The sequence below is a fragment of the Streptomyces sp. NPDC002853 genome, from assembly GCF_053591915.1.
This window is the reverse complement of the sequence record NZ_JBSFUS010000002.1, coordinates 454,266-480,850: the sequence shown is the minus strand read 5'-3', so window position 1 is coordinate 480,850 and position 26,585 is coordinate 454,266. Positions and strand designations below refer to the sequence as shown.

The 26,585-nt window shown below is 68.8% G+C and carries 29 protein-coding genes; 12 read left to right on the top strand and 17 right to left on the bottom strand.

All coding sequences use genetic code 11. The features are described from left to right. Nucleotides 1-126: 126 nt before the first annotated feature. Together ACWD02_RS06740 and ACWD02_RS06735 are read right to left on the bottom strand one after the other, a co-directional pair. Nucleotides 127-567 (bottom strand): peptidoglycan-binding domain-containing protein, encoded by a 441-nt coding sequence (locus ACWD02_RS06740; RefSeq protein WP_451205260.1) that lies wholly within the window; start codon nucleotides 565-567, stop codon nucleotides 127-129. A 5-nt stretch (nucleotides 568-572) separates the two neighbouring features. Next, complete coding sequence (locus ACWD02_RS06735; protein WP_451205258.1) at nucleotides 573-1,052, bottom strand: peptidoglycan-binding domain-containing protein; 480 nt, start codon at nucleotides 1,050-1,052, stop codon at nucleotides 573-575. An 801-nt stretch (nucleotides 1,053-1,853) separates the two neighbouring features. Here ACWD02_RS06735 and ACWD02_RS06730 point away from each other — a divergent pair. From ACWD02_RS06730 to ACWD02_RS06720, 3 genes are all read left to right on the top strand, one after another. Next, nucleotides 1,854-2,330 carry a lamin tail domain-containing protein gene (locus tag ACWD02_RS06730; RefSeq protein ID WP_451205255.1) on the top strand — a complete coding sequence of 159 codons (477 nt, stop codon included), beginning with the start codon at nucleotides 1,854-1,856 and terminating at the stop codon, nucleotides 2,328-2,330. A gap of 385 nt (nucleotides 2,331-2,715) precedes the next feature. Further along, the gene (locus ACWD02_RS06725; protein WP_451205252.1) at nucleotides 2,716-3,696 is read left to right on the top strand and encodes an SDR family NAD(P)-dependent oxidoreductase; all 981 of its coding nucleotides are present in this window, start codon (nucleotides 2,716-2,718) and stop codon (nucleotides 3,694-3,696) included. 269 nt (nucleotides 3,697-3,965) lie between these two features. After that, a complete protein-coding gene (locus tag ACWD02_RS06720) occupies nucleotides 3,966-5,258 on the top strand; it encodes an ATP-binding protein (protein ID WP_451205249.1) in 1,293 nt (430 codons plus the stop codon). A gap of 67 nt (nucleotides 5,259-5,325) precedes the next feature. On the opposite strand, the gene ACWD02_RS06715 is transcribed toward ACWD02_RS06720, so the two are convergent. The 6 genes from ACWD02_RS06715 to ACWD02_RS06690 all read right to left on the bottom strand — a co-directional run bounded on the left by ACWD02_RS06715 (nucleotide 5,326) and on the right by ACWD02_RS06690 (nucleotide 10,760). Then, entirely contained in the window at nucleotides 5,326-5,682 is a 357-nt protein-coding gene (locus tag ACWD02_RS06715) for a DUF3662 domain-containing protein (RefSeq protein ID WP_451205246.1), read from the bottom strand. 221 nt (nucleotides 5,683-5,903) lie between these two features. Then, nucleotides 5,904-6,707: a phosphatidate cytidylyltransferase gene (locus tag ACWD02_RS06710; RefSeq protein ID WP_451205244.1), complete on the bottom strand. Its 804-nt coding sequence runs from the start codon at nucleotides 6,705-6,707 to the stop codon at nucleotides 5,904-5,906. Next, the gene (locus ACWD02_RS06705; protein WP_451205241.1) at nucleotides 6,704-8,467 is read right to left on the bottom strand and encodes an aminotransferase class I/II-fold pyridoxal phosphate-dependent enzyme; all 1,764 of its coding nucleotides are present in this window, start codon (nucleotides 8,465-8,467) and stop codon (nucleotides 6,704-6,706) included. Before ACWD02_RS06705 ends, ACWD02_RS06710 begins: the two co-directional genes overlap by 4 nt. A gap of 192 nt (nucleotides 8,468-8,659) precedes the next feature. Next, the gene (locus tag ACWD02_RS06700) at nucleotides 8,660-9,379 is read right to left on the bottom strand and encodes an SGNH/GDSL hydrolase family protein (protein WP_451205238.1); all 720 of its coding nucleotides are present in this window, start codon (nucleotides 9,377-9,379) and stop codon (nucleotides 8,660-8,662) included. Then, nucleotides 9,376-9,843: a cupin domain-containing protein gene (locus ACWD02_RS06695; protein WP_451205235.1), complete on the bottom strand. Its 468-nt coding sequence runs from the start codon at nucleotides 9,841-9,843 to the stop codon at nucleotides 9,376-9,378. The genes ACWD02_RS06700 and ACWD02_RS06695 overlap by 4 nt, the downstream gene beginning before the upstream one ends. Nucleotides 9,844-9,926: 83 nt before the next feature. Further along, nucleotides 9,927-10,760 (bottom strand): helix-turn-helix domain-containing protein, encoded by an 834-nt coding sequence (locus ACWD02_RS06690; RefSeq protein WP_451205870.1) that lies wholly within the window; start codon nucleotides 10,758-10,760, stop codon nucleotides 9,927-9,929. A 551-nt stretch (nucleotides 10,761-11,311) separates the two neighbouring features. Between ACWD02_RS06690 and ACWD02_RS06685 the strand changes: the two genes are divergently transcribed. Then, a complete protein-coding gene (locus ACWD02_RS06685) occupies nucleotides 11,312-11,995 on the top strand; it encodes a LysE family translocator (RefSeq protein ID WP_451205233.1) in 684 nt (227 codons plus the stop codon). A gap of 120 nt (nucleotides 11,996-12,115) precedes the next feature. Here ACWD02_RS06685 and ACWD02_RS06680 read toward each other — a convergent pair whose 3' ends face one another. Further along, nucleotides 12,116-12,307: a DUF4236 domain-containing protein gene (locus tag ACWD02_RS06680; RefSeq protein ID WP_451205230.1), complete on the bottom strand. Its 192-nt coding sequence runs from the start codon at nucleotides 12,305-12,307 to the stop codon at nucleotides 12,116-12,118. 117 nt (nucleotides 12,308-12,424) lie between these two features. Beyond that, nucleotides 12,425-13,687, bottom strand: coding sequence for an MFS transporter (locus tag ACWD02_RS06675; protein WP_451205227.1), 1,263 nt, complete (start codon nucleotides 13,685-13,687; stop codon nucleotides 12,425-12,427). Between the two features lie 110 nt (nucleotides 13,688-13,797). Here ACWD02_RS06675 and ACWD02_RS06670 point away from each other — a divergent pair, with 110 nt between their 5' ends. The 3 genes from ACWD02_RS06670 to ACWD02_RS06660 all read left to right on the top strand — a co-directional run bounded on the left by ACWD02_RS06670 (nucleotide 13,798) and on the right by ACWD02_RS06660 (nucleotide 15,955). Beyond that, complete coding sequence (locus tag ACWD02_RS06670; protein ID WP_451205224.1) at nucleotides 13,798-14,175, top strand: ArsR/SmtB family transcription factor; 378 nt, start codon at nucleotides 13,798-13,800, stop codon at nucleotides 14,173-14,175. Between the two features lie 336 nt (nucleotides 14,176-14,511). Further along, nucleotides 14,512-14,892, top strand: coding sequence for a MerR family transcriptional regulator (locus ACWD02_RS06665; RefSeq protein ID WP_451205222.1), 381 nt, complete (start codon nucleotides 14,512-14,514; stop codon nucleotides 14,890-14,892). Between the two features lie 46 nt (nucleotides 14,893-14,938). Then, entirely contained in the window at nucleotides 14,939-15,955 is a 1,017-nt protein-coding gene (locus ACWD02_RS06660; protein ID WP_451205219.1) for an NADPH:quinone oxidoreductase family protein, read from the top strand. A 120-nt stretch (nucleotides 15,956-16,075) separates the two neighbouring features. On the opposite strand, the gene ACWD02_RS06655 is transcribed toward ACWD02_RS06660, so the two are convergent. Further along, nucleotides 16,076-16,447: a winged helix-turn-helix transcriptional regulator gene (locus ACWD02_RS06655; RefSeq protein ID WP_451205216.1), complete on the bottom strand. Its 372-nt coding sequence runs from the start codon at nucleotides 16,445-16,447 to the stop codon at nucleotides 16,076-16,078. A gap of 118 nt (nucleotides 16,448-16,565) precedes the next feature. Here ACWD02_RS06655 and ACWD02_RS06650 point away from each other — a divergent pair, with 118 nt between their 5' ends. Next, nucleotides 16,566-17,405, top strand: coding sequence for an NAD(P)H-binding protein (locus tag ACWD02_RS06650; RefSeq protein WP_451205213.1), 840 nt, complete (start codon nucleotides 16,566-16,568; stop codon nucleotides 17,403-17,405). A gap of 22 nt (nucleotides 17,406-17,427) precedes the next feature. On the opposite strand, the gene ACWD02_RS06645 is transcribed toward ACWD02_RS06650, so the two are convergent. Further along, nucleotides 17,428-18,435: a helix-turn-helix transcriptional regulator gene (locus ACWD02_RS06645; RefSeq protein WP_451205210.1), complete on the bottom strand. Its 1,008-nt coding sequence runs from the start codon at nucleotides 18,433-18,435 to the stop codon at nucleotides 17,428-17,430. 155 nt (nucleotides 18,436-18,590) lie between these two features. Here ACWD02_RS06645 and ACWD02_RS06640 point away from each other — a divergent pair, with 155 nt between their 5' ends. Beyond that, the gene (locus ACWD02_RS06640) at nucleotides 18,591-19,001 is read left to right on the top strand and encodes a VOC family protein (RefSeq protein ID WP_451205207.1); all 411 of its coding nucleotides are present in this window, start codon (nucleotides 18,591-18,593) and stop codon (nucleotides 18,999-19,001) included. 483 nt (nucleotides 19,002-19,484) lie between these two features. Here the strand turns inward: ACWD02_RS06640 and ACWD02_RS06635 are convergent, their stop codons facing one another. The 4 genes from ACWD02_RS06635 to ACWD02_RS06620 form a co-directional block, all read right to left on the bottom strand. Next, a complete protein-coding gene (locus ACWD02_RS06635) occupies nucleotides 19,485-19,865 on the bottom strand; it encodes a hypothetical protein (protein WP_451205204.1) in 381 nt (126 codons plus the stop codon). A gap of 352 nt (nucleotides 19,866-20,217) precedes the next feature. After that, nucleotides 20,218-21,789, bottom strand: coding sequence for a PTS ascorbate transporter subunit IIC (locus ACWD02_RS06630; protein WP_451205201.1), 1,572 nt, complete (start codon nucleotides 21,787-21,789; stop codon nucleotides 20,218-20,220). Nucleotides 21,790-21,870: 81 nt separating this feature from the next. Beyond that, nucleotides 21,871-22,707, bottom strand: a complete 837-nt coding sequence (locus ACWD02_RS06625) for a PTS sugar transporter subunit IIA (protein ID WP_451205198.1) — start codon at nucleotides 22,705-22,707, stop codon at nucleotides 21,871-21,873. A 336-nt stretch (nucleotides 22,708-23,043) separates the two neighbouring features. Beyond that, the gene (locus ACWD02_RS06620) at nucleotides 23,044-23,493 is read right to left on the bottom strand and encodes an SgcJ/EcaC family oxidoreductase (protein ID WP_451205195.1); all 450 of its coding nucleotides are present in this window, start codon (nucleotides 23,491-23,493) and stop codon (nucleotides 23,044-23,046) included. A gap of 91 nt (nucleotides 23,494-23,584) precedes the next feature. Here ACWD02_RS06620 and ACWD02_RS06615 point away from each other — a divergent pair, with 91 nt between their 5' ends. The 3 genes from ACWD02_RS06615 (at nucleotide 23,585) to ACWD02_RS06605 (ending at nucleotide 25,781) form a co-directional block, all read left to right on the top strand. Further along, nucleotides 23,585-24,061: a MarR family winged helix-turn-helix transcriptional regulator gene (locus ACWD02_RS06615; protein ID WP_451205192.1), complete on the top strand. Its 477-nt coding sequence runs from the start codon at nucleotides 23,585-23,587 to the stop codon at nucleotides 24,059-24,061. 357 nt (nucleotides 24,062-24,418) lie between these two features. After that, nucleotides 24,419-24,838: a hypothetical protein gene (locus ACWD02_RS06610; RefSeq protein ID WP_451205189.1), complete on the top strand. Its 420-nt coding sequence runs from the start codon at nucleotides 24,419-24,421 to the stop codon at nucleotides 24,836-24,838. A 550-nt stretch (nucleotides 24,839-25,388) separates the two neighbouring features. Further along, nucleotides 25,389-25,781 carry a VOC family protein gene (locus ACWD02_RS06605; RefSeq protein WP_451205186.1) on the top strand — a complete coding sequence of 131 codons (393 nt, stop codon included), beginning with the start codon at nucleotides 25,389-25,391 and terminating at the stop codon, nucleotides 25,779-25,781. 321 nt (nucleotides 25,782-26,102) lie between these two features. Here the strand turns inward: ACWD02_RS06605 and ACWD02_RS06600 are convergent, their stop codons facing one another. Next, nucleotides 26,103-26,576, bottom strand: coding sequence for a GNAT family N-acetyltransferase (locus tag ACWD02_RS06600; protein ID WP_451205183.1), 474 nt, complete (start codon nucleotides 26,574-26,576; stop codon nucleotides 26,103-26,105). Nucleotides 26,577-26,585 lie beyond the last annotated feature (9 nt).

Sequence of the window (26,585 nt, the reverse complement as noted above, 5' to 3'; positions counted from 1 at the left end):
AATCGGCCCCTCTCGGGAGGCGCACAGCTCGGACGCAGGGGTACGTGACCGGCCCGGGTGGCGCAGCGCCCGGGCCGGTCGAGCGGATCAGTCTCCGCTGGTGGGCGGACGGGCGGGGCAGCGGGGTCAGGTCTGCGGCCTGGTGCAGCCCAGGTTTGAGCCGTTGCCCCCTTCGTAGACGGGCCACTTCATGGCCTTGCGGGTGACCGGGCCGTATTCGCCGTCCACTCCCACGTCCTCGGCGGCTTGTACCGCACGAACCGCGTCGCGGGTCTGGGAGCCGTAGATCCCGTCCCGGGAGAGGTTTCGGTAGCAGGTGTCGATGGCGATCTGGAGTGCGTACACCCCGTTCGACTGTGCCCCGTAGCCCATCACGCAGTTCCGTGAGCCGGTACCCGTGTAGTAGGGCTGGTAGGTGAAGCGCAATCCGGAGGTGCGGACGACCTTCTGTGCGTTGCAGGTGGGGTACGAGGCGGCCGGCGCCGACTCAGCGGAGGCCAGCATCACGCCCGCGCCCAGCGCGAGCGAACCCCCTGCGGCCACGAGCTTCTTCGCCGTGTTCGGCATCGCCCTCACACTCCGGTCTTCCGGCAGTCGTAGAGGCCGTGTCCGTCGATGTAGACACCCCAGTACATGGCTTTGCGGGTCTGAGGGCCGTACTCCCCGTCCACCGCGGCTTCCCCGTCCGTCTGCTCCTGGACGTACCTCACGGCTTTCCGCGTCCCGGTTCCGTGTATGCCGTCCTCAGCGATGTTGGCGATGCCGTTGTAGCAGTCGTTGATGGCGAACTGCAGGCGCGTCACGCCTGCGGACTGGGCCCCGTAACCCATCACACAGTTCCGGGAGCCGGTGCCGGTGTAGTACGGCTGCACCACGAACCAGGTGGAGGAGATGTAGTGCTTCTTGGCGGCGTTGCATGTCGGGTACGAGGCCGCATCGGCGGCCGAGGCCGTGACGGCGAGACCAGCCATGGCGAGGGCCGCGGTCGAAGCGGCGGCGGTGATCTTCTTCAGGGCTCTTCCCTTGCTTGCCCGGGGTGTTGTGACACGCATGCCCATGCGGGCTCCTCCCGTGAAGTGTCTTCCCTGCCGCGGTCGGTGTGTGGGCAGGGCTGTTTCGGCTCTGGGCCTACCGTGAAGCCCGGGCGTCGAGACGCCCGCGGAGCCACTGTGGGAGATCCGCGCAGGCTGGCCTGGTGACCGGCCTTGCCGCTGTCGCCGACCAGAGCCGGCGCATGGGTGCAGACATCAAGATCCCCCGATTTGTGTGCTGCCCGAGCGTCGGGGCCGCGCCCCTGGCGCCTGCGGTGAACCCGATTTTCCCCGCCGCGAGCATGGGCGACCAGGGCTTTCAACCACACGTCAAAAGCCCAGGCCACCGGGGGGGAATCGAATGCTCCGGGTTCCCTGCGCCGATGGAGCCGAAGCCGCGAGAGCGCTGTCGGCTTCGGCTCCGGCTGGCTCTTGTCTGCCGTCCTCGCGTGCGATGCGAACCTGCGTGTGCGAAGAAGTGAGCAGGCTGGTTGTTACGGAGGCCCGTCGCCCGTTCGGGCGATGCGCCGGAGTCACGTTGTCGGCGGAACGCCAGCGCCTGCAACCGCTTGCCGCAGGCCCGTCAGTGATCGGTGCGGTACGCACCAAATGTTCGGTACATGCCCTTAGGGGGGGTGTGGGGTGTACAGGTGAGTGTCACGGATATGTCCGCAATTCGTAACTGGTCATGGTCTGCCTGGTGTTGACGTCACGGAAGCTTCACAGTTTGCGTCCTCGGCCCACACCGGACCGGGCACCCACACCGCGCACTCACCAGCAGGTATCAGCTGGTGGCGCACCGCTTTTGAGGGGACATCACTTATGTCTGCTTCTTCGACCGCCCGTCGTATCGCCGCCACGGCCTTGACCGCCGGCGCTGTCATCTCCACCGTCGCCCTGCCGGCCACCGCAGCCGACCGGGACCACCACCGGCATCCCCGGGTCGAGATCAGCGCCGTGCAGGCCGACAGCCCCGGACGCGACAACCACACCAACCGGTCGTTGAACAGGGAATGGGTCGAGATCACCAACAACACCCGCCACGCGGTCAACCTGCGCGGCTGGACGCTGCGCGACAACGACGGCAACCGCTTCCGCTTCCACGACGTACGCCTCGCCGGCCGGGCGACGGTCAGGGTTCACACCGGTATGGGCCGCGACACCCGCACCGACCTCTACCAGGACCGGCGCGACTACATGTGGGACAACCACGCCGACCAAGCCACCTTGCGCAACGATCACCACCGCACCGTGGACATCGAGTCCTGGGGTCGCGGCGGGCACCACCACCGTCGCTGACCGTGCCCTGGGGTGAGCCTGCCGTCTGTCTGCAAGGGTCTGCTCACCCCACAACGCTCTCAGCGGTGCAGGCCTGCCGAGCACGACGAAGTCATCCGCCGGCCCCGGGGCGGATGACTTCGTCGTTGGCGACTGACGCCTCGACCGCTGGCAGTGGAGTGCCACCCCCCACGCCCTCCCCAACCACGACCCCCGACCTGCGGAGATCCGCTGCAGCGGCGGTTACTCGCTGCGCCGGGATCGTGCGGTGTCGGCGGCCTGCCGGTGAGGGCTGCGTCCTGTCGGTGGGATGTAGGCGGCGGCTGGGACCGTGACAACCGGGCGTGATCGGTTGTTAAGTGCGGTCCCGCTCTCCTCCAAGTCACTCCAACTCCGGGAGCACGCCATGCCCTCCATATCCAAGGCCCCGCAGTGGGACGTTCACCGGCTGCCGCGTGCCGAGGGAAAGAGCGTTCTGGTCACCGGCGGCAATGCGGGCATCGGGTATTTCGTCGCCGAGCAGCTTGCCGGTGCCGGGGCCACGGTCGTTCTCGGTAGCCGCGACACGTCGAAGGCCGAAGCCGCGATCGCTTCCATCGGCTCGCGCGTGCACGGCGCCAGGGTGACGCACGTGCCCCTTGACTTGTCCGATCTCGCTTCGTTGGAGGCATCCGTGCATGCGCTCGGGCTGGACCGGCTGGATGCGGTCGTCCACAACGCCGGCGTGGCGCTCGACCATCCGCCGCGCCGCGAGACCAGGGCCGGCCACGAGCTGATGTTCGCCACCAACCACCTGGGCCACTTCGCGCTGACCCACCACCTGGCCCCCTTGCTCGCGGCAACTCCGGGGAGCCGGATCGTCACCACCGGCAGTTTCGCTGCCAAGTCCGAGCGCCTGGACCCCGACGACCTCCAGAGTGCGCACGACTACCAGCCCAAGCGTGCCTACGCGCGGTCCAAGCTGGCGCAGATGCTCTTCGCCCTCGAACTCGACCGCCGCCTACGTGCCGGCGGCAGCACGACGCTGAGCGTGCTCGTCCACCCCGGCGGCGCACTCGACTCTCTCACTCCCTCGCGGCCGCCGGTCCATGTCCGCACCAACGGTGAGCGACTGCGTCACTTCCCACTCGGGCTGCTCGTCCAGGGCAAGGACGCCGGCGCGTGGCCCGCCGTCCGGGCCGTTCTCGACCCGAGCGTGCGCGGCGGCCAGATGTGGAGCCCTCGCGCGTTCGGGCTGCGCGGCACCCCCAGGCTCGAACCCGTCTGGGGTCACCTGGCCGACACCACGACCGCGGCACGTCTCTGGGAGACCAGCTGCGCCTTGACCGGCACCGCACCGACGTTCGCGCCGTCGGCCAGGTGCGACAGGGCGGAGACCGACGGCTGAGTTCACCGAGCAGCGCCTCGACGGCCACGGCTCGGGGGCCACGGTCGCCTTCCCGGCGGCGTCCGCTCGACCTGGCGCCCTTCCCTGTCGTGGTTCGGCACCTGCTTGTGGCCCGCGACGTCGTGCACGCTCGGCACGGCTGCGCCCAGTGACGGTTCGTAGCAGAGCCCCCCCGCGCCTTGTGCACTGTGGCAGACGACCCGCGACCTCCCGCGGCCCTAGCCTCGCCGCACTGGCGCGACAACGAGAACGATCGAGGGGCGGGCCCTGTGAACTGGCTGATCCATGACTACCGCGAGAGCGATCTCGCCGCGGTGGTCCACCTGATGGACACGACGGCCGAGCTCGGCCAGGAATCCGTCTTCTCCGTGGCGGAGTGCATCAGTGCCCTGACATCCCGCCAGCCGGGCGTCGTCGCTGTCCACCAGGGCGTACCCATCGGGATGGCCCTCGCCTGTGTGGCGGGGGAGCGGGCCTGGGTGATGCGGATCGCGATCGCCCCGGCCTGGCGGGGGCGCGGCTTGGCCAGCGCCCTCCTGGTCGAGCTGGAGCGGCGCCTGGTCGCCGCGCGGGTCGGGCGGATCGCGTACGTCCTGCCCGAGGAGGAGCTGTTCGGCGACGGACTCCTCAACGCGGGCTACACCCGTCGCCCTGCCGTCGCCTACTTCGAGAAGGTCGAGCCGGTGCATGGGCCTGCCGCCAGTGTCCTCGACGATCTCGGCGGCCGACTGCTGCCTGGTGACCTGTGGGCCAAGGTTGTCGGCATGGAGCGTGAGAAGGACCTGATCGAACGGCGGGTCGTGCTGCCGCTCGCCGAACCGGAGCGTGCGGCGCTGCATGGTGTGCGCCCGCCGAGGGCAGTGGGCCTGTTCGGCCCGCCGGGCACCGGCAAGACGACGTTCGCGCGCGCCATCGCCTCGCGGCTGGGCTGGCCGTTTGTGGAGATCCTGCCCTCGCGGCTGGCCGACGGGGGCAATCTGGCCGCCGCGCTGCGCTCCGCGTTCGCGGCGATCGCCGAGCTGGAACGCGTCCTGGTCTTCATCGACGAGGTCGAGGAGATCGCCCCGGTGCGCCAGGAACCGGCGCAGCCCGGCGGGATGCACGGGGTGACCAACGAACTGCTCAAGCTCATCCCGGGCTTCCGGGAGCGTGACGAGCGGCTCCTGGTGTGTGCGACGAACTCGATCCGCTCCCTGGACCCGGCCTTCCTGCGCCCCGGCCGTTTCGACTATCTGATCCCGATCGGTACACCGGACAAGGCCGCCCGGGCGGCGATCTGGGAGCGTTACACCGACGGCAGGCCGGAGGTGGACGTCGACGAACTGGTGGCGGCGAGTGATCTGTTCACGCCCGCCGACATCGAGCATGCCGCCCGGATCGCCGCGCAGAACTCCTTCGAGCGCGACCTCATCTCGGTCGGCGGGCGGCCGGCCGTCGCAGGGGTACTGCCTGGAGCGACCACGGCGGACTATCTAGAGGCGATCGGCCAATGCCGCCCCACGGTGACGCCTCAGATGATCCACCAGTTCGAATCCGACATCACCACGCACGCCCGGTTCTGACCCAGCACAAGCCTGCTGTCCGCCAAGGCGTCGAGCGCGCTCCAGTCGGCGGTACGCGTGCTTTCGCTCAGCTGGGGTTGACCGCGCTGCGCAGACGAAATTGGCCGACGGTGTCGTCCGGAGCGGCATGTACGTGCACGGAGACCGGGCCGGGAAAGGTGTAACCCTGCTCAGCGGCATGTCGGCAGACCTGCGCGCCGAGCTGGCGTTGCACCTGTGCCTTGTACTTGGCCAGCCGCCGGTGGGCGACTTTCGGGAGCTCAAGTGTGTAGATGTTGGGTGCCAGGACGCGTTGCCGATCGACGATGATCGTATTGTCGTCGCATGTCTGGCGAAGTTCGGCCAGCACTTCTGGCTGGTCCCGTTGCGCGGGCAGCAGGCGCTCCCACAGCGGGGCGGTCCACTTCTCCAGGGTCTTCTCCACGTTACTAATGCTTCCCATATGGAGGCGGGTTCCCGCTCAGACGTGATGCACGCACGCGTCGGGGTGGTTGCACAGGCCTCCGCCTTCGTTTCCCTGCGCTGCTTCAGCAGCTGGTCAAGAGTCGATTGCTCGCCCGCCGTGCCCTCCGCCAGAGGGCGAAGATGACACCCACGCAACCGCAACCGGCTTCGGACAGCCCCACGCTCCCCCCAATCCGTGGCTCACCCCAGCACCAACAGCACCGCCAGGGCGATGAGGAGGGAGTCGATCCGGTCGAGGAGGCCGCCGGAGCCGGGCAGCCACCGGCCGGCATCCTTGGCGCGGGCGCCCCGCTTGACCATCGACTCCAGCAGGTCCCCGAGCGGCCCGCCGACCGTCACAGCCACCGCCGTCTGCCACGTCAGGGAGGACAGCACGGCGAGCGTGAGGAGTCCGGCCGCGGCCGCGGCCAGCACCCCGCTCCACCGCTTGGCGGGCGACAGGGGGGAGAGCCGGGGGCCGCCGAGACGTCGACCTGCCGCGTACGCGACGATGTCGGCGATCGACACGGCCACGAACAGGACGAGGCCCAGGGGGCCGGACGATACGAGGCCGGCCAGGGCGCCCAGCCACACGAGCCCCAGCAAGCCCGCCCCCAGGCGGCGGAGCCCGTGCTCCGCGTCGCCCGAGAGCAGCGGCACCCCGGCGATCGCGAGCGCCCCGGCCGCCGCAACCCGGAGCACCTCCCCGGGCGCCAGCCAGGCAGTCAGGATCAGGCCGACGATGGCCGCGCCCAGGACTGCCTGGTCGACCGGTTTCATCTGGAGCAGTCCGCCGAGCTCCGCCACCGCGACCACACCGACCACGGCCGCAAGCACTGCGATCCCCGGTGGGCCGAGCCAGAACGCGGCGGTCACCAGGGGCACTCCGAGCGCCCACACGCACCAGCGGACCATCAGCTCACGGCGGCGGGTCGCCGCCACCGCGACGCCCCCGACCGCCAGTGCCCCGCCGAGGTATGGCACGAGACCAGCGACCGTCGTCACCGGGAGGCCCGCGCCGGCGCGACCGGCTCCACCGCGTCCGGCGCGCGCAGCGCGTCCAGGGCGCTGCGGCACGCGGCCACGATCCGCGCATTCTCCGCCGTGTCGCGGACGGCGATCCGGACGGTTCGCCCCTCGTATGCCGGAGACATCGGCGACAGGTCACGCAGGAACACGTCGTGGCGCCAACACTCGCGTACCAGCCGCGCCGCGCTCGGTCCGCCCGGCGGCAGGGTCACCATGAGGAAGTTCGCCACCCCCTCATCGACCGAGGAGAACCCGTCCAACTGCCCAAGCTCGCGGGCGAGGTCGTGGCGCAGCACATGGGTGCGGGCCCAGCGCTCCGCGTAGTACGTGGGGTCGCGCAGCGCCGCCACGGCAGCCAGCTGGGCCGGCAGGCTCACGGGCCACGGTGGCGTCCAGCGGCGCAGTTCCCCGGCCGTCTGTGGACCGGCCACCAGGTACGCGGCCCGCATCCCCGACAGCGCGTACATCTTCGACAGCGAGGTGCAGACCACGACCCGGTCGTGGGCCGAGGCGAGCCCGGCAAGCGAGTCCGCCGGGTCGACATAGCCCAGGTAGGCCTCGTCGATCCACCACCGGGTCCGCGCGGGCGAGGCCTCGATCACTGCGCGCAGCGCGTCGGCCGGGGCGTGGCGGCCGGTCGGGTTGTTCGGATTGACTACCACCACCAGGTCGTGGCGTCCGTCGCCGGTCGCGGCGGCGAGCCGGGCGGGGTCGAGCAGCCAGCCGTCCTCCCGGTGCAGCGGGAGCCGGTCGACCTGGCATCCGATGACCCGCTCGGTGACATGGGCGTACTCGCCGTAGCTTGGATCGAGCAGGAGCACCCGGCTTTCCGGCGTCAGCCACCGGCCGAACGCCCGGAAGATCAGATCGGACGAGCCCGCTCCGACGACCAGCGACTCCACCGGCAGCTTGCGGATCTCGGCGACCTCCGCGAGCAGCCCCTCTGCGCCCGTCGGCGGTGAGGTCCGGGCCGCCCACCCCGGATCCTCCGACAGGACCGCGCGGGCCCCGGGGGACGGCGGGAACCAGGCATCCAGCACATCCGCCGCGACCACCTCGTGACGACGGGCCAGCGTCCGGAAGTCGGTGCCGATCGCCGAGAAGAACGCCCCGCCGTGCTCACAGCCGTCCGGACGCGGCGCGAAGGGCATGTCGACCTGCCAGTCGAGGCCCGTCCGCAACCGCTCGAGGATTCGGCCGTGGCGCTCCGCGGCCGTCCTCGTCAGCTCGGCCACGGAGCCACTGAGGACCTCGAACGAGACCGCGCCCGAGTGGACCTTGCGCCCCACCGGCCGCAGGCCGGCGGCGAGATACACGTCGAGCAGTTCTGTACGTCCCATCGCCACCACCCGGCGGCCGCCGCGCGACGCGACCCAGCGCAGCGCCGCGTACATGAGCAGCGGCGCCGCAGCAGTGGACCGCCAGTGTTCTTCGACGGTCAGGACGCGGATCTCGAACGGCGCCTCCTCGCTCAGGACCGGCAGCTCCTCGCGCGTCAGGTACTTGTCGAGGGAGTACCGGCCGACCCATGGCGGGGTGAGGCTGACGAAGCCGATCCGCGTCTCGCCGCGTGCGGCCACGAGATAGACGTTGTCGCCGTCGAGCCCGTCACTCAGCCTTCCCGACGGATTCACCGGATGCTGGCCGAGCTCCTCCGCGTACACCCGATGGCGCAGTTCGTGGATCCAGTCGTGATCCTGAGGCGTGGCAGTGCGAAGCTGCAGAACGTGGCCCATGCGTAGGTCCCCCCGAAACGGTCCGGCATTCGGGCCCCAGCATGGAAGAGTTCGGCGCACGGCACCTGAGTACGCGTACTCAGCCGGATTGCGGAGGAGTTGGAACGGCCCAGGTCAGGGCCGAGTCCACGGGCGGGGCACGTTGCTCGCTGGCGGAGTACGTCTCCTTTCTCTGCTACAAGTGGGAACCGGCTACGCGCGCCGGGGCGGCAGACAGGTGTCGATGACCTCGGCGACGAGGGCGGCGCCGCGACTGTTCTGGTGGATGTGATCGGTCGTGAGCACAAGGCCTCGCCGCCGCGAGATCGTGTCGAGGCTGCGGCGCAGCACGGCGCGCCGGAGGAGGATGCCGGCGCCCGCCGAGGGAGTGAGCTCCCGGTACGGGATCGGCGGCGGGTCCGCTTGGCGTAGTTCCTCGACTTGGCGTTCGTGGAGCGGGAGATAGGTCGCCTCATGGCTGGCGGCAACCTCGGCGATCATCCGGCTGTACGCCTGTGATGCCTGCGCCGCTGCTGCGTCGAGCTGTTGGCCGAGGACCGGGAGCGACAGCAGACTGATCGACGCGTCGGTCTCGGTGCGCAGCCGTTCGACGACGGCTCCCAGGCACTGCTGGAACCAGCCGGCCGACGGGCGCTCGGGGAGTTGTTTGCGCTGCATGGCCTGCTCGACGGGGTAGCCGACGAGGCTCGCTCGGGCGTCATTGGTCCCGATCAACACGGTGATCACGTCGGGCGGGTCCGCGACGACGGCATCGAGGCGCCGCATGAGGTTGTAGGTGAAGTCGCCGTTGGCGCCGAAGCGGGCGAGCCGGACCTCGCCGGGAGGGCGGCGTCGCTCGAGAAGGTCCAGGTAGTCGACGCTGAGCTGCGCGCGGGTGAGGCTGTCGCCCAGGCACGCGACACGTATCGTCACCGCGCTTGAGGGTCGGGTGTGCCGACGTGCTCGGTGGGGCGGGCATCGGTTCGGGGACGGTGGTCAGTTCCCAGTCCGGCGGTGATGGTCAAGATGGACGCCGGCCCCGTCATGTCGACCGCGTGCCATGCCCCTGCCGGGTTGACGGTGGCCTCACCTGGCCCGAGGACCACATGCTCGGGCATCCCGTTGACGTCGCGGGTGACCGTCACCGACCCGCTGAGGCAGACGACCAATTCGTCGCCGGAGGGGTGGCACTCCCAGTGGTCGCCGGGCCCTTCGCCGTCGAAGATCGTCACGATCCGGCCCTCGGCGCCGTCGGCCGCGACCGCGGCGCTGTAGGCCTGAAGCACCTGCGGGTCCCAGGCGAAGCCCTCAATGGGTTTCGCCCTCGATCCCAGTCCGAGGTGCACGGGGGTGGTGCGCAGGTCGATGGCGTTGCGTTCGTGGTCGAGAAGTCTCATGCCGACGATCGTCACAGGACGGGGATCGGGCGGTCTTGAAGAAAAGGGAACGAAAGCAGGGGCGGCGGGCCGCAGACCGGCGACTACCCGGCCCCGAGGAGGATCTCGCCGCGACGCCAGACCGTCGGCGATCGGCCCGTGAACTCGCGCCAGTCCCGGACGAGATGGGCCTGATCGGCATAGCCGGAAACGCTCGCCACCTCGGCCCAGGGGAGCGGAGTGGGCACTGTTGCCAGTTCGTGGGCGTGCTCGAAGCGCAGAACGCGGGCGAAGGTCTTGGGCGTCAGGCCCACCTCGCTGCGAAACCGATCGGTGAGGTAGCGGCGGCTCCAGCCCAGTTCTGCGGCGAGCGACCCAACCTGGACGCGGCCCCGCGCGGCGACGAGCCGGCGCCACGCCTCGGCCACCTCGGGCCCCTCCCGGGGCACGCGATCACCGCCGGCGCGGCCGACGGCGCGCAGGAGCAACTCATCCAGGGCGGCGAACCGCGCGGCCCATGTCCTCGCGGCGTGAAGCCGGTCGACCAGCTCGATGCCGAGTGCTCCGAGAAGCTCATCGAGGGGGATGAGTTGATGGGCGAGCGCAGCGGCGGGCATGCCGTAGACGGCCCGGGCCCCCAGCGGTGTCAGCGACACCAGCACGCCTTGCTGGTGTCCATCGTGGTGGATCGCGATGGACCGGCACATCAGACCACCGGCCACGCTGCCGAATCGGGTGACCGGTGACCCGTCGTCGACGCCCGCCGCCATCTCCATAGGGCCGGACAGGCTGATCACAGCGGTGAGTAGGCGGCCCGGCGGACCGCAGTGCACCCCCGCCGGGAATCCGCGCAGGTCAAAACCGACATACGAGCCGACGTAGCGCCGCAAGGCGGGCGCCGGACGTGCTGTGCTCCTGGTAGCCGTATGGTCCTCCACCCTGGCCAGTGTACGAACCGGCGAGCCCGGCACGGCCGCCGCCCGAGCGAACTCGTCTTGCTCGGCGACCACTTCAGGGTCCACGGCCTGGTCCAGGGCCGCTCGACCGCGCCCCGATGACGACATAGCCGATGGGCCGATCGCCGCAATGGAATGGGTGTGGGTGGACTCTCGAGCTGTCGTCGGTGGGCCGGTTGCGCCGTGGCCCGGAGTCGTTCTGCGACATCGTTTGCCTGCCCATGTGCATCAGCGGGTACACGGGACCCATGGCTCTCACCTTGATGCGCCCCGAATGCGGCATGCGGGGCTTGGGTGAGCACCATCGGCAGGGCGGGGCCCTTCCCGCAGATTCGCTGGCCTGGGACGAGGTGGTCAAGCTGTGGCCCGCGCGATGATCGTGGTGGAGCGGCCACGCGGGCAGCGCCTGGCGTTACTTGAGGATTCCCTCGCCCAAGCCGCCGAGACCCGCGCCCCCAGCGCCCCTCCAACCTGGATCCGAAGCGCCCCACCTCCGTGGCAAGCAGGCCGCGGAGCTGATGAACGGAGAATGGATGTCAGTCGACTTCATCGGTTTTCTAGGTGTGGTGCTGGTTGCCTACGTGGTTCCAGGGCCGGACTTCTTGGTGGTACTCCGCTCAGCGGCCGAGCATCCCTCCCTTGGCCGGGCGGCAGCGCTGGGAGCCCAGGCAGGACTGTGCGTACATATGCTTGCCGCCGCCGTGGGCCTGTCCGTGATCGCTGCCCACTCACCGGTGGTGTACGACGCCATCAAGTTCCTGGGCGCCGCCTACCTGATCTATCTGGGGGTCCGGGCGGTGCTCGCCGCGCGGCGCAGCGCCCGGGAGCGCGCTGCCGCAGGATCCGAGCAGTCCGGGCAGGACGAAGGCCCGCGTGCCGCCTCACAGGGTCCGTCGGGTCGACCGCAGTCGGCCGCCGCGCGATGGCGTTCCAGCTTCGGCCAGGGGTTCCTCACCAACGTACTCAACCCCAAAGCGGCGTTGTTCTTCCTCAGCATCCTGCCGCAGTTCGTGAACTCAGGCGGCTCCAGGACCCAGCAGATCTTCCTTCTGGGGATCCTGGACGTCCTCATCGGGGTCGTCTACTGGTTCGGCCTGGTCGCGATCGCTGTGCGGCTACGCGCCTTGCTGGCCCGGCCGAAGATCCGCAACCGCTGGGAATGGACCACCGGCTGGTTGTTCATCGCGATGGGTATCGGCGTCGCCGCAGCAGCCTGACCGCAGGGCCGGCTCAGACGGGTTTCCGGGGCCGTTGCAACGCAAGTGATCAACTGGCTGATGCCAGAAGGCTGGCCAAGCGCTCGGCTGGGGCTTTCCAGCCGAGCGCCTGCTGTCCTCTCACCGTCGCTTCGTTGTACGGCGCCAGCCGAACGGGCCCGGCAGGTCCATCGACGTGGTGCGCCGGCCGGTGCTGCTGTGGGTGCGGCGGGGGCCGTGGCTGCCACCTGTGGTGAGGGACCACGAGCGCTTGTTGATGTTCAGCCGTACGCCGGGAAGTATCCGGAAACTCTTGCGGAACGTGAGCGGCATGGAATCCTCCTAATGTCCGTCTCCGTGTACCCCGACAAGGCCGCCCCTCACGTACACGACGGCCCTCGGGTGGCAGGTCATGTGCCGGGGCCCGGGGACCTTCCTGTGGGTGCTCCTTCAGGCCGGGTCAGTCGCCTGGTGACGGGTGGCGCGCACGGTCAGAGCGCCGATGAGTGCAAGCCCCAGCAGGACGATGCCGAAGGTGGTGGCTCCGTTGGTCAGTCCCACTGCGTCGCTGAGGTAGCCGGCCGAGACGGGCAGGAGGCCGGCCAGGATGTAGCCGCCCACGTTGAGTGCGGCGTTGGCTTCCGCCAGACGCTGCGGCGGCACAGTGGAGTTGAGGAGCGACAGGCCCGCGAGTTGGCCCATTCCCTGGCCGGCACCGGCCAGCAGCGCTGACAGGACCAGAACGGCCACCGTCGAGGTGTGCACGGCAACGATCAGCGTGATCATGCTCAGTGCGGTGCTCACCGCACCGGCCGTAAGGATGGCGCGACGGCTGTGCCGCTGCACGGCGAACTGCACACCGGTGGCGGCCAGGAACATCACGAACGCCATGGCGCCGGCAACAATGCGACTGGTGGTGCCCAGCAGCCCCGACAGCAGCGAGGGGCCCAGCGAGAGCACGAAGGACGTGGCGGTGATGCCGGGGGCGAATACCGCGATCCCCAGCGTGAGTTGACGCCCGTTGCCGCGTGGTACGCCGGGCACGCGCACCCAGGCGCCCGTGGCCCGCACCTGGGGGCGACGTACCGGCATCCGCAGCACCACGAGCACTGCGCTGGCCAGGAAAACGGCCTCGATGAGGAACACCGTCACGGTCGGCGCGGGCGCCACCTCCGAGAGCACTCCGGCGAGCAGCGGGCCAAGGCCGGCCCCGAAGACCATGGCACAGGAAGCGAGCAGGGCGGCGAGCCGCTTGCGTGCGGGGCCCGCGACATCGCTGACCGCGGCCATGCCCGCGGAGACGACGGCGCCCACCGCGATGCCGGTGAACAGCCGGGCCACGATCAGTGCGGTCACACTGCTCGCGGTCGCGAAGATCAGGCAGGCGGCGAGGGCGAGTATGAGTGCGGGCATCAGGACGGGCTTGCGGCCGACGCGGTCGGACATTACGCCGCAGATGAGCAGTGAGCCGATGAGGCCGAGGATGTAGAAGGCGAACACCACGGTCAGTGTGCCTTTGGAGAACCCGATGTCCCGCTGCCACAGCACGTACAGCGGAGTCGCCGCATTCGAGAGCACGAAGACGGCGGTGACCGGCCAGGCGGCCAGCCAGAGCCACCACAAAGGGGCGACAGGAAGCCCGTCGGCCTGCTCGCTGCCTGACTGTCGCCTCCCCTCGGCGGTGTGAACGGACGCGGCCCGCGTCTGGGTCATGACAGTTCCTCCCGGTCTTTCCTGCCGGACCCGGCAGTACGAATTGAGTCGAACTTAGCATGCAGTACGATCGAAGTCGTACATAGGAATCACGTGATGAGGTCCCGCCCATGCCGCAGCAGCCGAACGTCGCGCACAGCTTCAAGGTGCTCCCTGAGCCACCCGACCTGCCCGAACCCCTCCCGGAGCCGAAAGCACAAGAACTCCGCCTGGAAACCGTTCTCGCCGCTCTCAGCGACCCCCTGCGCCTGACGATCGTCCGCAAACTGCTGCTTGAGTCCCAGGAGTTCGACCACACCTGCGGCTGGTTCGGCTTCGATCGCCCCAAGTCATCGCTGACCCATCACTTCAAGGCGCTCCGCGAGGCCGGCATCACGCGACAGCGTCAGTACGGCCTGGAGCGCCGAAGCCACGTCCGCATCGACGACCTCAACGCCCGCTTCCCCGGTCTCCTGGCCCTGGTTGCTGACTGGAGCCCTCACGCCTGACGCGGCAAAGGGCCACGCAGCCCGACGGATTCCTCTGCCCCGGCCGGGCGGGCTCGTGGTGGCGGTTTTGACGGGCACCGACCTGAGGGGAGCGACGTTCACCACCGCGGTGGCCGACGCCACCACGGTCTGGCCCCGGGGATTCGACGCGGCAGCCGCCGGGGTGCTCCGCACACAACGCGCCGCCGTTCCAGCCCCTGAGCTTCGTCCCCCAAGACCCCGCGTAGCTGTTGCGGGACATGAGGTTGTTGACGGTTGTTGGCGCCTGAGCAGGTCTTCAGCTCGTCGTAGATCAGCGCCGGAAGATCGTGGTGCTCTTGGGCGTTGCCACCGGATATGAGGATCAGTGAGGCTTCCAGAGTCAGCGGAGTGAGTGCGCGATCGTTGCGGCACTATGAGGACGAGGGTTTGATCGTCCCCGGCCGTTGCAGCAATGGGTTTCGTGACTACTGCCAGTCCACGATCGACCGGGTGCTCGACATCCGCACACTGCTGGAGTCCGGGCTGCCCGTGCGCTTGATCAGGGAACTCCTGCCCCGCCTCACGGATGGCTCCGATGCCGGCGCTGACGCGGTGTGCGCGGAGTTCCTGCACGAGGTGCAGAGCTATCGCGATCGGCTCGCCGCCCGTATTGCGATTCTCAGCGACCAGCAGGCGGCACTCGACACCTACCTGAGAGAGGCCCGCCCCACTGATCTCCGCCCGACTGATGTCTGACAGCCGCTTGACCTTGACGTAAGTGTCAGGATCCTAGGTTCGGTCCATGGAGACCAATGAGCGGAAGCACCCCGCTGAGCAGACGATACGAGCACTTATCCAGCGGTCGCACCGGGGGCCGAAGGACCTGACCCTCACGACGAAACATCCCCGCCCCGTACCGGGGCCCGGTGAGTACCTGATCCGGGTGGGTGCCGCCGGGGTCAACTTCGCCGACGCCATGCAGACTCATGGAACCTACGGAGGAGGCCCGCAGGCCCCCTACGTGGCGGGCTTCGAGGCTGCCGGCGAGATCGTGGACGTCAGTCCGGACGTCCGAACGCCGCTGCCCCTCGGCACCCACGTCGTCGGAGCCGGCCCCGGCGCCTTCGCGCAGTACATGACGATGCCGGTCGCCGGCGCGCTTCCGGTGCCCGCGGGCTGGAGCGACGCCGAAGCCCTCGGCATGGTGTTGAACTGGGCCACCGCTCTGGCGGCGTTGAAGCCGCTGGGCGAGATCAAGACCGGTGAGGCAGTGCTCGTCCACGCCGCGGCCGGAGGCGTAGGGCAGGCTGCTGTTCGCCTCGCCCGCCACTATGGTGCGCGCGTCATCGCCACAGCGTCCCCAGCCAAGCACGACACCGTCAAAGCCCTCGGCGCCGACGAGGTCCTGGACAGCCGACGCCCGGATCTGGCCGAGGAGATTACCCGGCTGACCGGCGGTGTCGACCTGGTACTGGAATCGGTGGGACAGGCCACGTTCAAGACCAGCCTGTCGGTCACCAAACCCTTCACCGGACGCATCGTTGTCTTCGGCGCCGCTTCCGGCGATGCCACCCTCACCACGCACGACCTGGTCTTCACCCACCAGGTCCAGGTCAAGGGCCTGCACATCGGTGCGTTGGCGGCCGCGGCCCCGTCTGTCTACCAGTCGTTGCTCGTCGAGATCGGGGCCCTCATCGACCAAGGCGTGTACACGCCCGGCACGCCCCAGGTTCGCCCCCTGGCTGACGGGGCAATGCTGCTGCGCCAACTCGAGGCGGGCCAGACCCGGGGCAAGCTCGCCCTGGACCCCTGGAACTAGGGACGCCCACGCCGGGACGGACACCGGCTACGCCCTGCAAGACGGAGCTCTGCTCCCCGCGCATACAGGGAAGGGCACTGATGGCGGAGGCAAGTGCGGCAGGCGTGATGGGTGACTGCGCTATGCCGGACTGCGCGGGGGCAGCCTCTGGGTGATCAGGTCGAACAAGTCCGTCAGCGGTTCGCTGACGTCTTGCCCGAACTCGCTCAGCCCATAGGTGACCTGGGGCGGCGTCGTCGGCTCCACCGCCCGCCAGACCAGACCGTCCTTGACCAGGGCGCGCAGGGTCTGGGCGAGCATTTTCTCGCTGATGCCCTGGATGCTGTCACGCAGCTCGTAAAACCGAAGGCCGTTGCTTCGCAAGGAGATCAGCACCCAGATGCCCCACCTGCTGGTCACGTGGTCGACCATGTCCCGCGCGGGGCAGTCGGTGTGAAACACCTCATACCGGGAGCCCGCTTCGACCCGTGTCAGCTGCGTGCCTTCCTCCATGTCCGGAGCTTACCTCTGGGTATGTCCTTACGGAAAGTGAGCCCGGCTCCTAGCGTCAACTTCCGCCGTGCACAACCACAGTGCACAGCCGCAGCGCACAAAGGACTAGGAGCTGAACATGATCGTGGTGACCGGGGCTACCGGGAACGTGGGCCGGACTCTGACGCAGGCTCTGGCCGAAGAGGGCGAGCAGGTGACGGCGGTGTCGCGGCGCGAGGCGGCTGTGCCCGGCGGGGTGCGGCACGTGACGGCCGACCTGGCCGAACCAGCCAGCCTCGAGCCGGTTTTGGAGGGGGCGAAGGCGCTGTTCCTCCTGCTGTCGGGCGACCTGCACGCCCCCGAAGCCAGGCCCGCCGACATCATCGACCTGGCCGTGTCCTGCGGAGTCCGCCGGGTCGTGTTGCTGTCTTCGCAGGGCGTGGCGACCAGACCGCTCGGCCCGACGCGGGTCGCGATGCGCGCACTGGAGGACGCGTTGCGGGAGTCCGGCCTGGAGTGGGCCGTCCTGCGTCCGGGCGGCTTCGCCTCCAACGCCCTGGCCTGGGCGGAGTCCGTCCGTACGCAAGGAACGGTCGCCGCGCCGTTCGGTGACGTGGGAGTGCCCGTCATCGACCCGGCGGACATCGCCGAGGTCGCGGCGGCCTGCCTGCTGGACGAGCGGCACACCGGTGGGGTGTACGAACTGACCGGGCCGGAGGTGATCACACCGCGTCAGCAGGCGGAGGCGATCGCCGCCGCGCTCGGTTCGCCCGTACGGTTCGACGAACTCACCCGCGACGAGGCCAAGGACGCGATGGCTCGGTTCGTGCCCGCCGAACTCGCCGACGACACCCTGGACATCATCTCCGCCCCGAACCCGGCCGAACTGCGGATCAGCCCGGACGTGGAACGCGTACTCGGCCGCGCCCCACGCCCCTTCGACGCCTGGGTCGCCCGCAACATCGCCGCTTTTTGCTGAGACACCTCGATGACCCGGGTCGCTAGGAACGCTCGGCTCGGGCGGAGTGCACGAGCCGTTCGGCGAAGGCTTCGACGAGGCCGCGGAGTTCGTCCGGGCGCTCGATGACGAAGTGCCGGTCCAGCGAGGCCAGTACGGCAGGCAGCCAGTCGAGCCGGTCCACGCGCATCTCTACGCGGGACCATGGCTCATCGGGTGGATCCGCGCGATCCGGGGTCGCCCGGGCCGGCAGTTCCTCCACGAGCGCGACGCTCGGCGGAAGCCGGGTGCGAATGTGCTCAGCCGTGCCCTGGACGTGCAGGGTCACCGCATGCCGGTACGGAGCCGTGGCGAGCCCGGTCAGGACGCGCTCGGCCGGGTCGAGTCCAGCCGGCGGGTCGAACGTGCCCGGCAGGGTCCGCACGGTGGTGACGCGGTCCAGGCGAAACGTGCGGTCCTGGCCGCAGGTCGAAAGGTCCGCCCCCGTCACGTACCACTTGCCGGAGTGGGCGACGAGCCCGTAGGGGTGCAGGGTGCGTTCGCTGGGCCGGCCGTTCGTGTCGGTGTACCTGATCGAGACCGGCCGGTGGTGGTTCACCGCGTCGGCGAGCGGCAGTAGGACCCCGGAGTCCGGGGCGACCGTTTCGCCGGGCTGAGCGGTGAAGGCAAGGGAGGCGAGCACGGCGTCGAGTCCGAGCCGCAGCCGCTCGGGCAGTACCCGGCGGATCTTGGCCGCCGCCGTCTCACCCGCTGTACCGGTGGCGGCCGTCAGGCCGGCGCGCCGGCCCGCCACCAGGCCGAGCAGCACGGCCAGCGCCTCGTCGTCGCCGAGCATCAGCGGAGGCATGCGGTGGCCGGGGGAGATCCGGTAGCCGCCGTAGCGGCCACGGACCGCTTCGACGGGCACATCGAGGTCGACGAGGTGGCTGACGTAGTGCCGCACCGTGCGTTCGTCGACGTCGAGCCGGTCGGCGAGTTCGGACGCGGTCCTGACGCCGCCCGACTGCAGGAGCTCAAGGAGGGTGAGCACACGGGCGATGGGACGGGGCATGCGCGCAAGTCTGCCCGATATACCGGGCGGGTTTCGCCCGGTATTGGTCATAGCCTCAGGTCAGAAGCACGAACCGACCAACCGACCAACCGACCAACCGACCAACCGACCAACCGACCAACCGACCGATCGACCAATCGACCAGGAGAAGACCAATGCACTTCGTCTCTGTCCGCATCATCACGAGCGACGTCGCCCGCCTCGTCGACTTCTACGAGCGCGCCACGGGCGTGACCGCCGACTGGGCCAACGAGGACTTCGCCGAGCTCAGGATCGCCTCGGCCACCCTCGCCATCGGCAGCACCCGTACCGTCCCGCTCTTCGCGCCCGGATCCGCCCGCCCGGCCGACAACCACAGCGTCATCCTCGAATTTCTCGTCGACGACGTGGACGGTGTGCACAAGAACCTGACCGGCTTCGTGGAGGACTTCGTGAACGAGCCCACCACGCTGCCCTGGGGCAACCGCTCGCTCCTGTTCCGCGACCCCGACGGCACCCTGGTCAACTTCTTCACCCCCGTCACACCGGCGGCCGTCGAGAAGTTCGGCGCACCCCTTGCCCCATGAGACCCCTCGGCGTCCCCACTTCATAGGCGGGGGCGCAAGAGATTGGGACACACGTGGTCGTCGCCGGCAGTGGCGCGTAGCCACTCCCCTCGAATGGTTCCTCGCCGCCGATTCGTCGGGCGGACTGGTACTCGCGGCGCGGTGCGAGGATGTACGCGCCCTCTTTGGTGTCGACGACGTCCGGCCCGCCCGTGAGGACGGCCGGGACGTCGGTCAAGGGAGCGGCGGTGTAGAGGTGGAGGGCGACGCTTCCTCCGCCTTGCCTTGTCTTGCTTTGCCCTGTCCTGCACCGGGATCCGGCCAGACAGCGGGTGCCCGCCGGTGGCCCACACGAAGGGTGTTGCTGGTGGTGCCGCGCGGGCGCGCGATTCACCTAGCGGCAGTTGGCGTCGCCGTCGGGGATCTCAGAGACTGCGGCCCACAGAATCCACAGCCACCTCGCACCGCTGCCGGCCATCTCGGCGAATCCGCCGGGCCTCACCTTCAGCACGTCAGGCGACGTTCGGCGCTCTCGTAGGTGGCGAGGTTGGAGTCGACGCCCACGACCGTCTTGTAGGTGTAGGTGCCAGAACCCGTGCAGTTCCAGTACGCCAGCTTGGTGCCGCTCTCGAGCGGGGTCCAGTCCATCTCCTCCCAGCCGTACCAGCGGTGACGCTGCAGGGATATCGTGGCGTCCGTGCAGCCGCTGCGAGTCTTGCCGGCCTTGCCGATGATCTCGCTGATGCCCTTGTAGGGGGCCGAGATGCTGTAGCAGTTCCGGTCCCAGTCCGAGGCGGCGGCCGGAGTGGCCGGCATCAACAACGTGGCTGCGCAGGCCAGTGCCAGGGCGACGGATGACTTTCCGGCGAGACCGAGAGTGCTCATGACAAACGTTCCTGTCTGCGAAAACCTGCGGGACGTGACGTACAGGAACACTCTTTCATCGGGGCCGAGGCAAGATCAAGCAGCGCCTTCACACGGTCAAACTCGCGCGTCCCGCGGTGACTTGGCGTGTGCGTTGTGCAGGGTGAGCTCGGCTTGGGCGAAGAGACGAGCGAGCGGCCGGACGGCGGCGGCGAACACCGCGTCGGCCCGGGCGCTGCTCGTGTTTTGCCATGTTGTTCCCTGGTCTGTCTTCTGACCTGTCCTTCCGCGGGGCTTTCGCTGCGGGCAGTTCGTCCGTCACCCGAGCTGCACTCGGTTACAGGCTCGACTGACCTCCTTGGACTTGGACTGGCTAGGCCTCTGGCCGTGGCGGCTTCGGGGCGCCCGCCGGTGGGGCGATCTTCGCGTACTTACGGGTCGTTGTCGGGGCGGAGGTTTCCTGTGCCTCGAGGGTCTCCCGGGCCTCAGGGGGCAGCAGCTTGTCGCGCCCGGCGCCCGGGTCCCAGCCGGTGTCGACGACCTTCTTCTGCCAGGCAATCGCGGCAACGAGGATGACGACGCCGATCAGCAGCATGAGGACGATGCCGGCCACCGAGCCTGCCTTCGCCGCGTTGCCGATGATCAGGCCGAACCAGCCGAAGTCGGCGTCTCCGAAAGTGGTGTTGGCCGAGCCGAACGAGCCGAGCACCCCGAGGAGGAACGCCGGCAGGAGGGTGATCAGGACGCCGTTGAGGAACGCGCCGACGGCGGCGCCGCGGCGGCCGCCCGTCGCGTTGCCGAAGACGCCCGCCGCGCCACCGGTGAAGAAGTGGGGGACCAGACCCGGCAGGACGAGGGCTGTGCCGAAGGCCGGGTTGAAGACCCCGGCCAGCAGTCCCAGGGTCACCAGACCGCCGGTGAACGAGCAGATGAAGCCGACGAGGACGGCGTTTTGCGCGTACGGGAAGACGATGGGCGCGTCCAGGGCGGGGATGGCGCCGGGCACGACCTTTTGAGCGATTCCCTGGAAGGCGGGGACGAGTTCACCCAGGATGGTGCGGACGCCGAAGAGGATGACGGCGACGGCGATGCCGAACTGGAGGCCTTGCCCCAGTGAGGACATCAGGTAGTTGCCGATGCCGGTGGAGCCGGGGTCGCCCTTCCCCGACGAGTACGCCTGGAATGCCTCGGTCCTGCCGGCCTTGGCGAGGAAGACGATGGCCATGATCATGTAGATGAGGACCATGGACAGGGCCGTCGCAACCATCGAGTCGCGCAGGAAGCGCAGGCCCTCGGGCAGGTTCATCTCTTCCGTGGAGCGGCTCTTCTTGCCGATGGCCTGCCCGGTCGCGCCGGAGACGATGTAGCCGGCCGTGCCGAAGTGTCCGACGGCGACGGTGTTGTTGCCGGTGACGCGTTTGGTCCAGGGGTGGGCGAAGGCCGGCATCGCGACCAGCATGACGCCGAGCAGGATGCCACCGGCCACCACCACGACCCATGAAGTGACTCCTGCCGTGGCGAGGACCATCGTCAACAAGGTGGCCATGAACAACATGTGATGGCCGGTCAGGAAGACATACGACAGCGGTGTGAAGCGTGCCAGGAGCAGGCTGACGAGGAATCCGAGGATCATCAGCCACGCCACGCGCGAGCCGTACTCGGCCTGGGCGATGCCGACGATGGCTTCGTTGGTGGGGATGACGCCGTGCGAGCCGGTCGAGCCGGTGATCATCTTGCCGAGCGGTTCGAGGGAGGCGGTGACCAGGGTCGCACCCGCGCCGATCAACAGGAAGCCCAGCGTTGCCTTGATGGCGCCGCCGACGACCTGGCCGGTCGACTTCTTCAGGGCGATGAGCCCGATGGCGGTGATGATGCCGATGAGGTAGGCGGGGACGGCAAGGATTTCATTGACGATGAATTTCGCGATGTCGACGAGGACGTTCATGAATTACCGGAATTTTCTGGAGGTTCGGCGGGGACGTTGCCGGACGGTTAGGGGTGGGGGAGGCCGGGGGAGGCCGGGAGTTCAGACGTCGTAGAGATCGCGCAGTGCGGCGTCCACCTCCTTGGCGCTGGTGAAGTCCTCGATGACCCGCACAGGCACGCCTACGTCGCCCAGAGCTCTGGCGATCTCGCGGGAGGTCAAGATGGCCACGGCCTGTGCGGCCTTGCCTTTGGCGGAGATGGTGTCGGTCGCCTCGGTGTCGACGTAGCGGGACCACTTCCACCGGTCGAGCACCTTGTCGAGCGTTGACTTGAGGAACAGGCTGGTTCCGACGCCGTTGCCGCAGACGGTGAGGATCGTGTGCGTGCCGCTGGAGCCGCCTGCTGTTTCGGTGGCCGTGGGGTCGGCTGGTTCGGTCGGTTCGGCTGGTTCGGTCGGTTGGGTTGGTCCAGTCGGTCCGGTTGGCTCCTCGGCTCTCGCAAGGATCTGGCGCACTGATTCGGGGGTGGGGGCCTGGTCGAGGGCCTCCACTGTCCCCGGGTCGGCGAGCAGCCGTGCGAGGGCGCCCATCGCCTGGGTGTGCGCGGAGGCGTCCGTGGCGGCGAGGGCGACGACGAGGCGGACCGGGTCATTGGTGTCGTGGCCGAACGGTACGGGCTCGACAAGACGCACCCAGGACAGGCCGGTGTGACGCACGGCGGGCGACGGCCGTGCGTGCGCGAAGGCGAAACCCGGAGCGACGACGATGTACGGCCCGTTCTCCTCCACGCTGCGGAGCATCTCCTGGGTGTAGGCGTCCGTGCTGATGCCGTTCGCGACCAAGAGGTCCCCGGCGGCACGGATGGCGCCCTGCCAGTCGGGAGCGGGGGCGTCGAGGCGGATGGCCTCGACGGGGAGCAGTTCGGTGAGCTGGGGCATGAGGCAGGGATACCTCATCGAAGCGCGAAACTGATGAAGATTCAGTCGTGCTCGTGAGGGGACGTGTCGCGGCCTTTGGCGGGCACGCTTGGCGCCCGCATTTCGGTTCCTTGGGCTATGGAGGCAGGCTCCCTGGCTTCGTGCACTTCAGGCGACGGAGTTCGTCCACCGGGCCCAGGCCCGGGACCCGGGAGGCAGTTGACGGTCAGCGGCGGTGTGCAGGTGCATGAGAGGTGACGTCACAGCGCGGAACGCCCCGCGGCAGAGGGGTATACCCAACGTCGTGGCGCTGCGCGCGGCGCGCTGTCGGTGATGAGGCAGCGGTCGAGGAGTACGTCACTTCTGGGATGCCGGGACGAGAGCGGGGGCGGCCTTGAAGGAGATGGCCTCCATGAGCGGCTTGCGCTTGGTGTTGTGGAAGGCCGCGATGCGCCACTGACCGTCCGGCTCCCGGACCAGGGTGTAGGTCTGGACTTTGGTCAGTTTCTTCGGCTTGCTGCCCTTGTAGCTTTCGCCGCGGCCGGTGATCACTGCGGTGTCTGGACCGTAGAAGCGGATGTCCAGGATCTCGTCGGCGAGCTGTGTGCCCTTGAGGAATTTGGCGAACAGTGTCCGGTGGCTGTCGATGATGTCGCGGCGGCCCTGGTAGTACGTGCCGACGAAGGTGACGTAGGTGGCATCCTGCGTGAACTGCGCACCGTACGAGTCGGCGTCGTGGCGCCGCCAGGCGTCGATGAGTGAGGCGATCACCGTGGTGACGGCGTTCCGGTCGTCCGTGGTGGGCATGGAATCCTCCAGGTAGCTACACTGATGCAGATATTGCAGGTAGACATTATCTGCATGCGTGCAGCTATCTACGCAAGGGGCATCCAGGGATATGGCAGACCTGACGTCGGCAGACGAGCACCTGGTCTTCCGTCAGTACCTCGACGCTGTGGGACTCCACGGCATGGCTGGGGCGGAAGCGGTGGGGCTCAGTGCCTCCGAGTGGTATGCGCTCAGCCAGATTGCGCTGGGAGGCACGCTTACCTCGGGTGAGCTGGCCGCATGTACCGGTCTCACCACCGGGGCGACCACTCGTTTGATCGACCGCCTGGAGCGAGCCGGATTCGTCCGCCGGGCTGCCGATCCGAATGATCGACGCAAGGTCATCGTCGAGCCGGTCGCCGGCTCCCTCGACCGTATCGAGAAGCTGGTCGGGCCTGCCCGGCGCCAGATTGCCGAGGTTCTCGGCAGATACACGCCGGACCAACGCGCAGTTCTCTTCGACTACTTCGCTCACGCCGCCCCAGCTTTCCGGTCGGCCACCGAGGAGATCAGAGAGGCAGCAGCACACCACCGTCAGCGCAAGTGAGTCGCGGCGGGCCCAGTACCCGTGAGGGCGACGGGCCGCCGAGTCGGACCCAGCAGGTGTCGGCTGGTCTTGGCGGTCGCTTTGCCTCGCGGAACAGCTCCGCCCGTGGGCGGCCTCCGATTGCCGGTACCCGGCAGCGGTGCCTCGCCCGATGTGTCGGTACCCCTGCATTCTGCGCGGCCCGGGCGGTACCTACCCTGGTCGGCAACATCAATCTCGCGGCTGACACGAGATCCATCGCGGACCGAACGGAGCCTGATGGCGCGGGATGCAGGGGGCAGAGCGAGGCAGGACATCCCCAGCGTTTACCAGCAGGCGATGCCCTCGAAGGGTTTGTCGCCGCGCGTGGCTGTAGCGATGTCGCTGGTGATCGCGGTGCTGCTCGGCGCGTTGTCGGGGCTGGTGATGTTCCCAGCCGCCCTGCACCTGCGCTCGCTTCAGGACGGTGAACGTGCTCCAGCGACATTGCTCAGGAGTGGCTCGTGCATGGCCGGGCACTGCGAGGTCACATTCGAGGTGAACGGTCGGAGCGTCGTGGCGAGTTTGCCGGTGGGCAGTGGGGGAGGCAAGGACTCCGTCGGGACCGAGTGGACGGTGCGGTATCAGGCGAACGATCCGCTGACGGTCGCCCGAGAGGAAGACGTCGGGGGCGGCGGCGCTCTGCTTCTCGCGGTGATGTCAGGAGCGTTCGCTCTTCTCTTTTTCGCCGCGGCGGGCTCGATGGCGCTCTACTTGGCCAGACGGAGGCGTGCGGGCATCGACCCACGCTGCGGCTAGGGGAGTGCCGAGGTCGGCTCCTAGTTCTTTGGAGGCATGCGACGCGCAGGCTCGGCCCTGACTGTCCCGGCAGAGTGTGTTCGCGCCGGCTGCCCCCGCCTCCCGCTCGCGCGTTGATCTGCGGAGGCCAGGGCCTCCTGGCAGCGGTCGCGAACGCTGTCGCGGCCGTGCCCGCTCTCGAACCTTCAATCCCGGCACCGCTCACTCGCTGCAGGCAGCTGACCCGCAACGCGAGCGCCACAGCCGCCTGACAGGCGAAGGGGCCGGGCGGGACGCCCGGACCTGGGGCAGCCCGCAGCACCCGCAGCAGGTCACTCGGCGCGGTCGTTCAGCAGGGCGGCCGGATCCCGCCTGCCCCTGACCGGGCGCGGTTCATCCTGCGGGCGTCTGGCCGAGACTGAGGCCCGTCGGCTCCGTCGGATGTCAGAGCTTGCTTCGGTTGGCGATCGGCGGCGGAACGAAGCGCCGTAGTCCCAGCAACGCGCGGCATCGGCAGCGGTGGGGAGCATGAGGCCGGCCTTGCGGCAGCGAAAGGGGGCAGTAGCACTGGATGCATACTCAACCGCGTTTCACGCTGGCCGCGACCACTCTCGATGCACCAGACGCCCACGAGTTGGCGCAGTTCTATCAGGGCCTGCTCGGGTGGTCGACACGTAAGGAGGAGTCCGACTGGGTCGAGATCGCTCCGAGCGACGGCGGTCCCGGACTGTCGTTCCAGACGGAGCCGCTCTTCATTCGCCCGCGGTGGCCTTCCACACGGTCCGAGCAGCAGATGATGATGCATCTGGACATTGAGGTGGACGACCTGTCGCCGGCCGTCGAGCGTGCCTGCGCCCTGGGGGCGACGATGACGGACTTCCAGCCACAGGATGATGTACGCGTCCTGCGTGACCCCGCGGGCCACCCCTTCTGCCTCTTCGTGGGCGCCGGTCCGAACGCCTGACGGGCTGGTCGATGCGGCCTCGATTCGAGTCCCGTGCCATGCAGGTTTTCCGTGCCATGCAGATGCGGCAACACGCCGATCACCGCTTCGAGTTGCTCGAAGTACAGCATGCCGACCGTTGGACCTGACGTGCCCGGTCGTGCGCTGAACACTGCGGCGGTCGACGGAACTGCGGCGGTCGACGGAGAGCTCGGTCGCCTCTTACATGTTCCAGGCCTCCGTCTCGGTGGTGCGCCCGGCCCACACGGGACGGGCCGCACCGATACGGGGGCCGGTGGCCACTCCCCAGGCGGCGAGAGCGTGGATTGCAGGTGGAAGTCATCAGATGTCGAGCGAAAGTTCCAACAGTTCCTCCGGAGGGTGGAAACCGGAGCGCCGGTACAGAGAGGTGCTGCGCTCTGACGGCCATACGATCAAGCCCTCGAGGCCGGCGCTGCGTGAGTGCTGCTTCAGCGCCGCCAGGAGTGCCGAGCCCGCTCCTTTGTTCCGTTGTGACGGCATGACGAAGAAGTTCGTGACATAGCCGACCGGGTTGTTGTCGCCGTAGGGCTCCGGCATCCTCTCCACCAGACAGAGGAAGACGTGTCCGCAGATCTCACCCTCGGCCTCTGCGACCCAGGCCAACCACTGTTCATCGCAGAGCCGGGTGTGGATCCACTGTTCGGCCTCTTCCAGGAGCCGAGCAGGAGCCGGCGGTTGCCCCTCGTGGTCCTCCTGCTTGAACGTCCAACGTAGTTCGGCCAAGGTGTGCGAATCGGCGGGCCGGGCCGGACGCACGATGAGGTCTGTCGTCATGGGGGCGAG

Excerpts from the sequence above, each read along its gene's own strand:
- ACWD02_RS06740 (WP_451205260.1), bottom strand. The coding sequence starts at position 567 with ATGCCGAACACGGCGAAGAAGCTCGTGGCCGCAGGGGGTTCGCTCGCG.
- ACWD02_RS06735 (WP_451205258.1), bottom strand. The coding sequence starts at position 1,052 with ATGCGTGTCACAACACCCCGGGCAAGCAAGGGAAGAGCCCTGAAGAAG.
- ACWD02_RS06730 (WP_451205255.1), top strand. The coding sequence starts at position 1,854 with ATGTCTGCTTCTTCGACCGCCCGTCGTATCGCCGCCACGGCCTTGACC.
- ACWD02_RS06725 (WP_451205252.1), top strand. The coding sequence starts at position 2,716 with ATGCCCTCCATATCCAAGGCCCCGCAGTGGGACGTTCACCGGCTGCCG.
- ACWD02_RS06705 (WP_451205241.1), bottom strand. The coding sequence starts at position 8,467 with ATGGGCCACGTTCTGCAGCTTCGCACTGCCACGCCTCAGGATCACGAC.
- ACWD02_RS06695 (WP_451205235.1), bottom strand. The coding sequence starts at position 9,843 with ATGAGACTTCTCGACCACGAACGCAACGCCATCGACCTGCGCACCACC.
- ACWD02_RS06685 (WP_451205233.1), top strand. The coding sequence starts at position 11,312 with ATGTCAGTCGACTTCATCGGTTTTCTAGGTGTGGTGCTGGTTGCCTAC.
- ACWD02_RS06680 (WP_451205230.1), bottom strand. The coding sequence starts at position 12,307 with ATGCCGCTCACGTTCCGCAAGAGTTTCCGGATACTTCCCGGCGTACGG.
- ACWD02_RS06675 (WP_451205227.1), bottom strand. The coding sequence starts at position 13,687 with ATGACCCAGACGCGGGCCGCGTCCGTTCACACCGCCGAGGGGAGGCGA.
- ACWD02_RS06670 (WP_451205224.1), top strand. The coding sequence starts at position 13,798 with ATGCCGCAGCAGCCGAACGTCGCGCACAGCTTCAAGGTGCTCCCTGAG.
- ACWD02_RS06665 (WP_451205222.1), top strand. The coding sequence starts at position 14,512 with ATGAGGATCAGTGAGGCTTCCAGAGTCAGCGGAGTGAGTGCGCGATCG.
- ACWD02_RS06660 (WP_451205219.1), top strand. The coding sequence starts at position 14,939 with ATGGAGACCAATGAGCGGAAGCACCCCGCTGAGCAGACGATACGAGCA.
- ACWD02_RS06655 (WP_451205216.1), bottom strand. The coding sequence starts at position 16,447 with ATGGAGGAAGGCACGCAGCTGACACGGGTCGAAGCGGGCTCCCGGTAT.
- ACWD02_RS06650 (WP_451205213.1), top strand. The coding sequence starts at position 16,566 with ATGATCGTGGTGACCGGGGCTACCGGGAACGTGGGCCGGACTCTGACG.
- ACWD02_RS06645 (WP_451205210.1), bottom strand. The coding sequence starts at position 18,435 with ATGCCCCGTCCCATCGCCCGTGTGCTCACCCTCCTTGAGCTCCTGCAG.
- ACWD02_RS06640 (WP_451205207.1), top strand. The coding sequence starts at position 18,591 with ATGCACTTCGTCTCTGTCCGCATCATCACGAGCGACGTCGCCCGCCTC.
- ACWD02_RS06635 (WP_451205204.1), bottom strand. The coding sequence starts at position 19,865 with ATGAGCACTCTCGGTCTCGCCGGAAAGTCATCCGTCGCCCTGGCACTG.
- ACWD02_RS06630 (WP_451205201.1), bottom strand. The coding sequence starts at position 21,789 with ATGAACGTCCTCGTCGACATCGCGAAATTCATCGTCAATGAAATCCTT.
- ACWD02_RS06625 (WP_451205198.1), bottom strand. The coding sequence starts at position 22,707 with ATGCCCCAGCTCACCGAACTGCTCCCCGTCGAGGCCATCCGCCTCGAC.
- ACWD02_RS06620 (WP_451205195.1), bottom strand. The coding sequence starts at position 23,493 with ATGCCCACCACGGACGACCGGAACGCCGTCACCACGGTGATCGCCTCA.
- ACWD02_RS06615 (WP_451205192.1), top strand. The coding sequence starts at position 23,585 with ATGGCAGACCTGACGTCGGCAGACGAGCACCTGGTCTTCCGTCAGTAC.
- ACWD02_RS06610 (WP_451205189.1), top strand. The coding sequence starts at position 24,419 with ATGTCGCTGGTGATCGCGGTGCTGCTCGGCGCGTTGTCGGGGCTGGTG.
- ACWD02_RS06605 (WP_451205186.1), top strand. The coding sequence starts at position 25,389 with ATGCATACTCAACCGCGTTTCACGCTGGCCGCGACCACTCTCGATGCA.
- ACWD02_RS06600 (WP_451205183.1), bottom strand. The coding sequence starts at position 26,576 with ATGACGACAGACCTCATCGTGCGTCCGGCCCGGCCCGCCGATTCGCAC.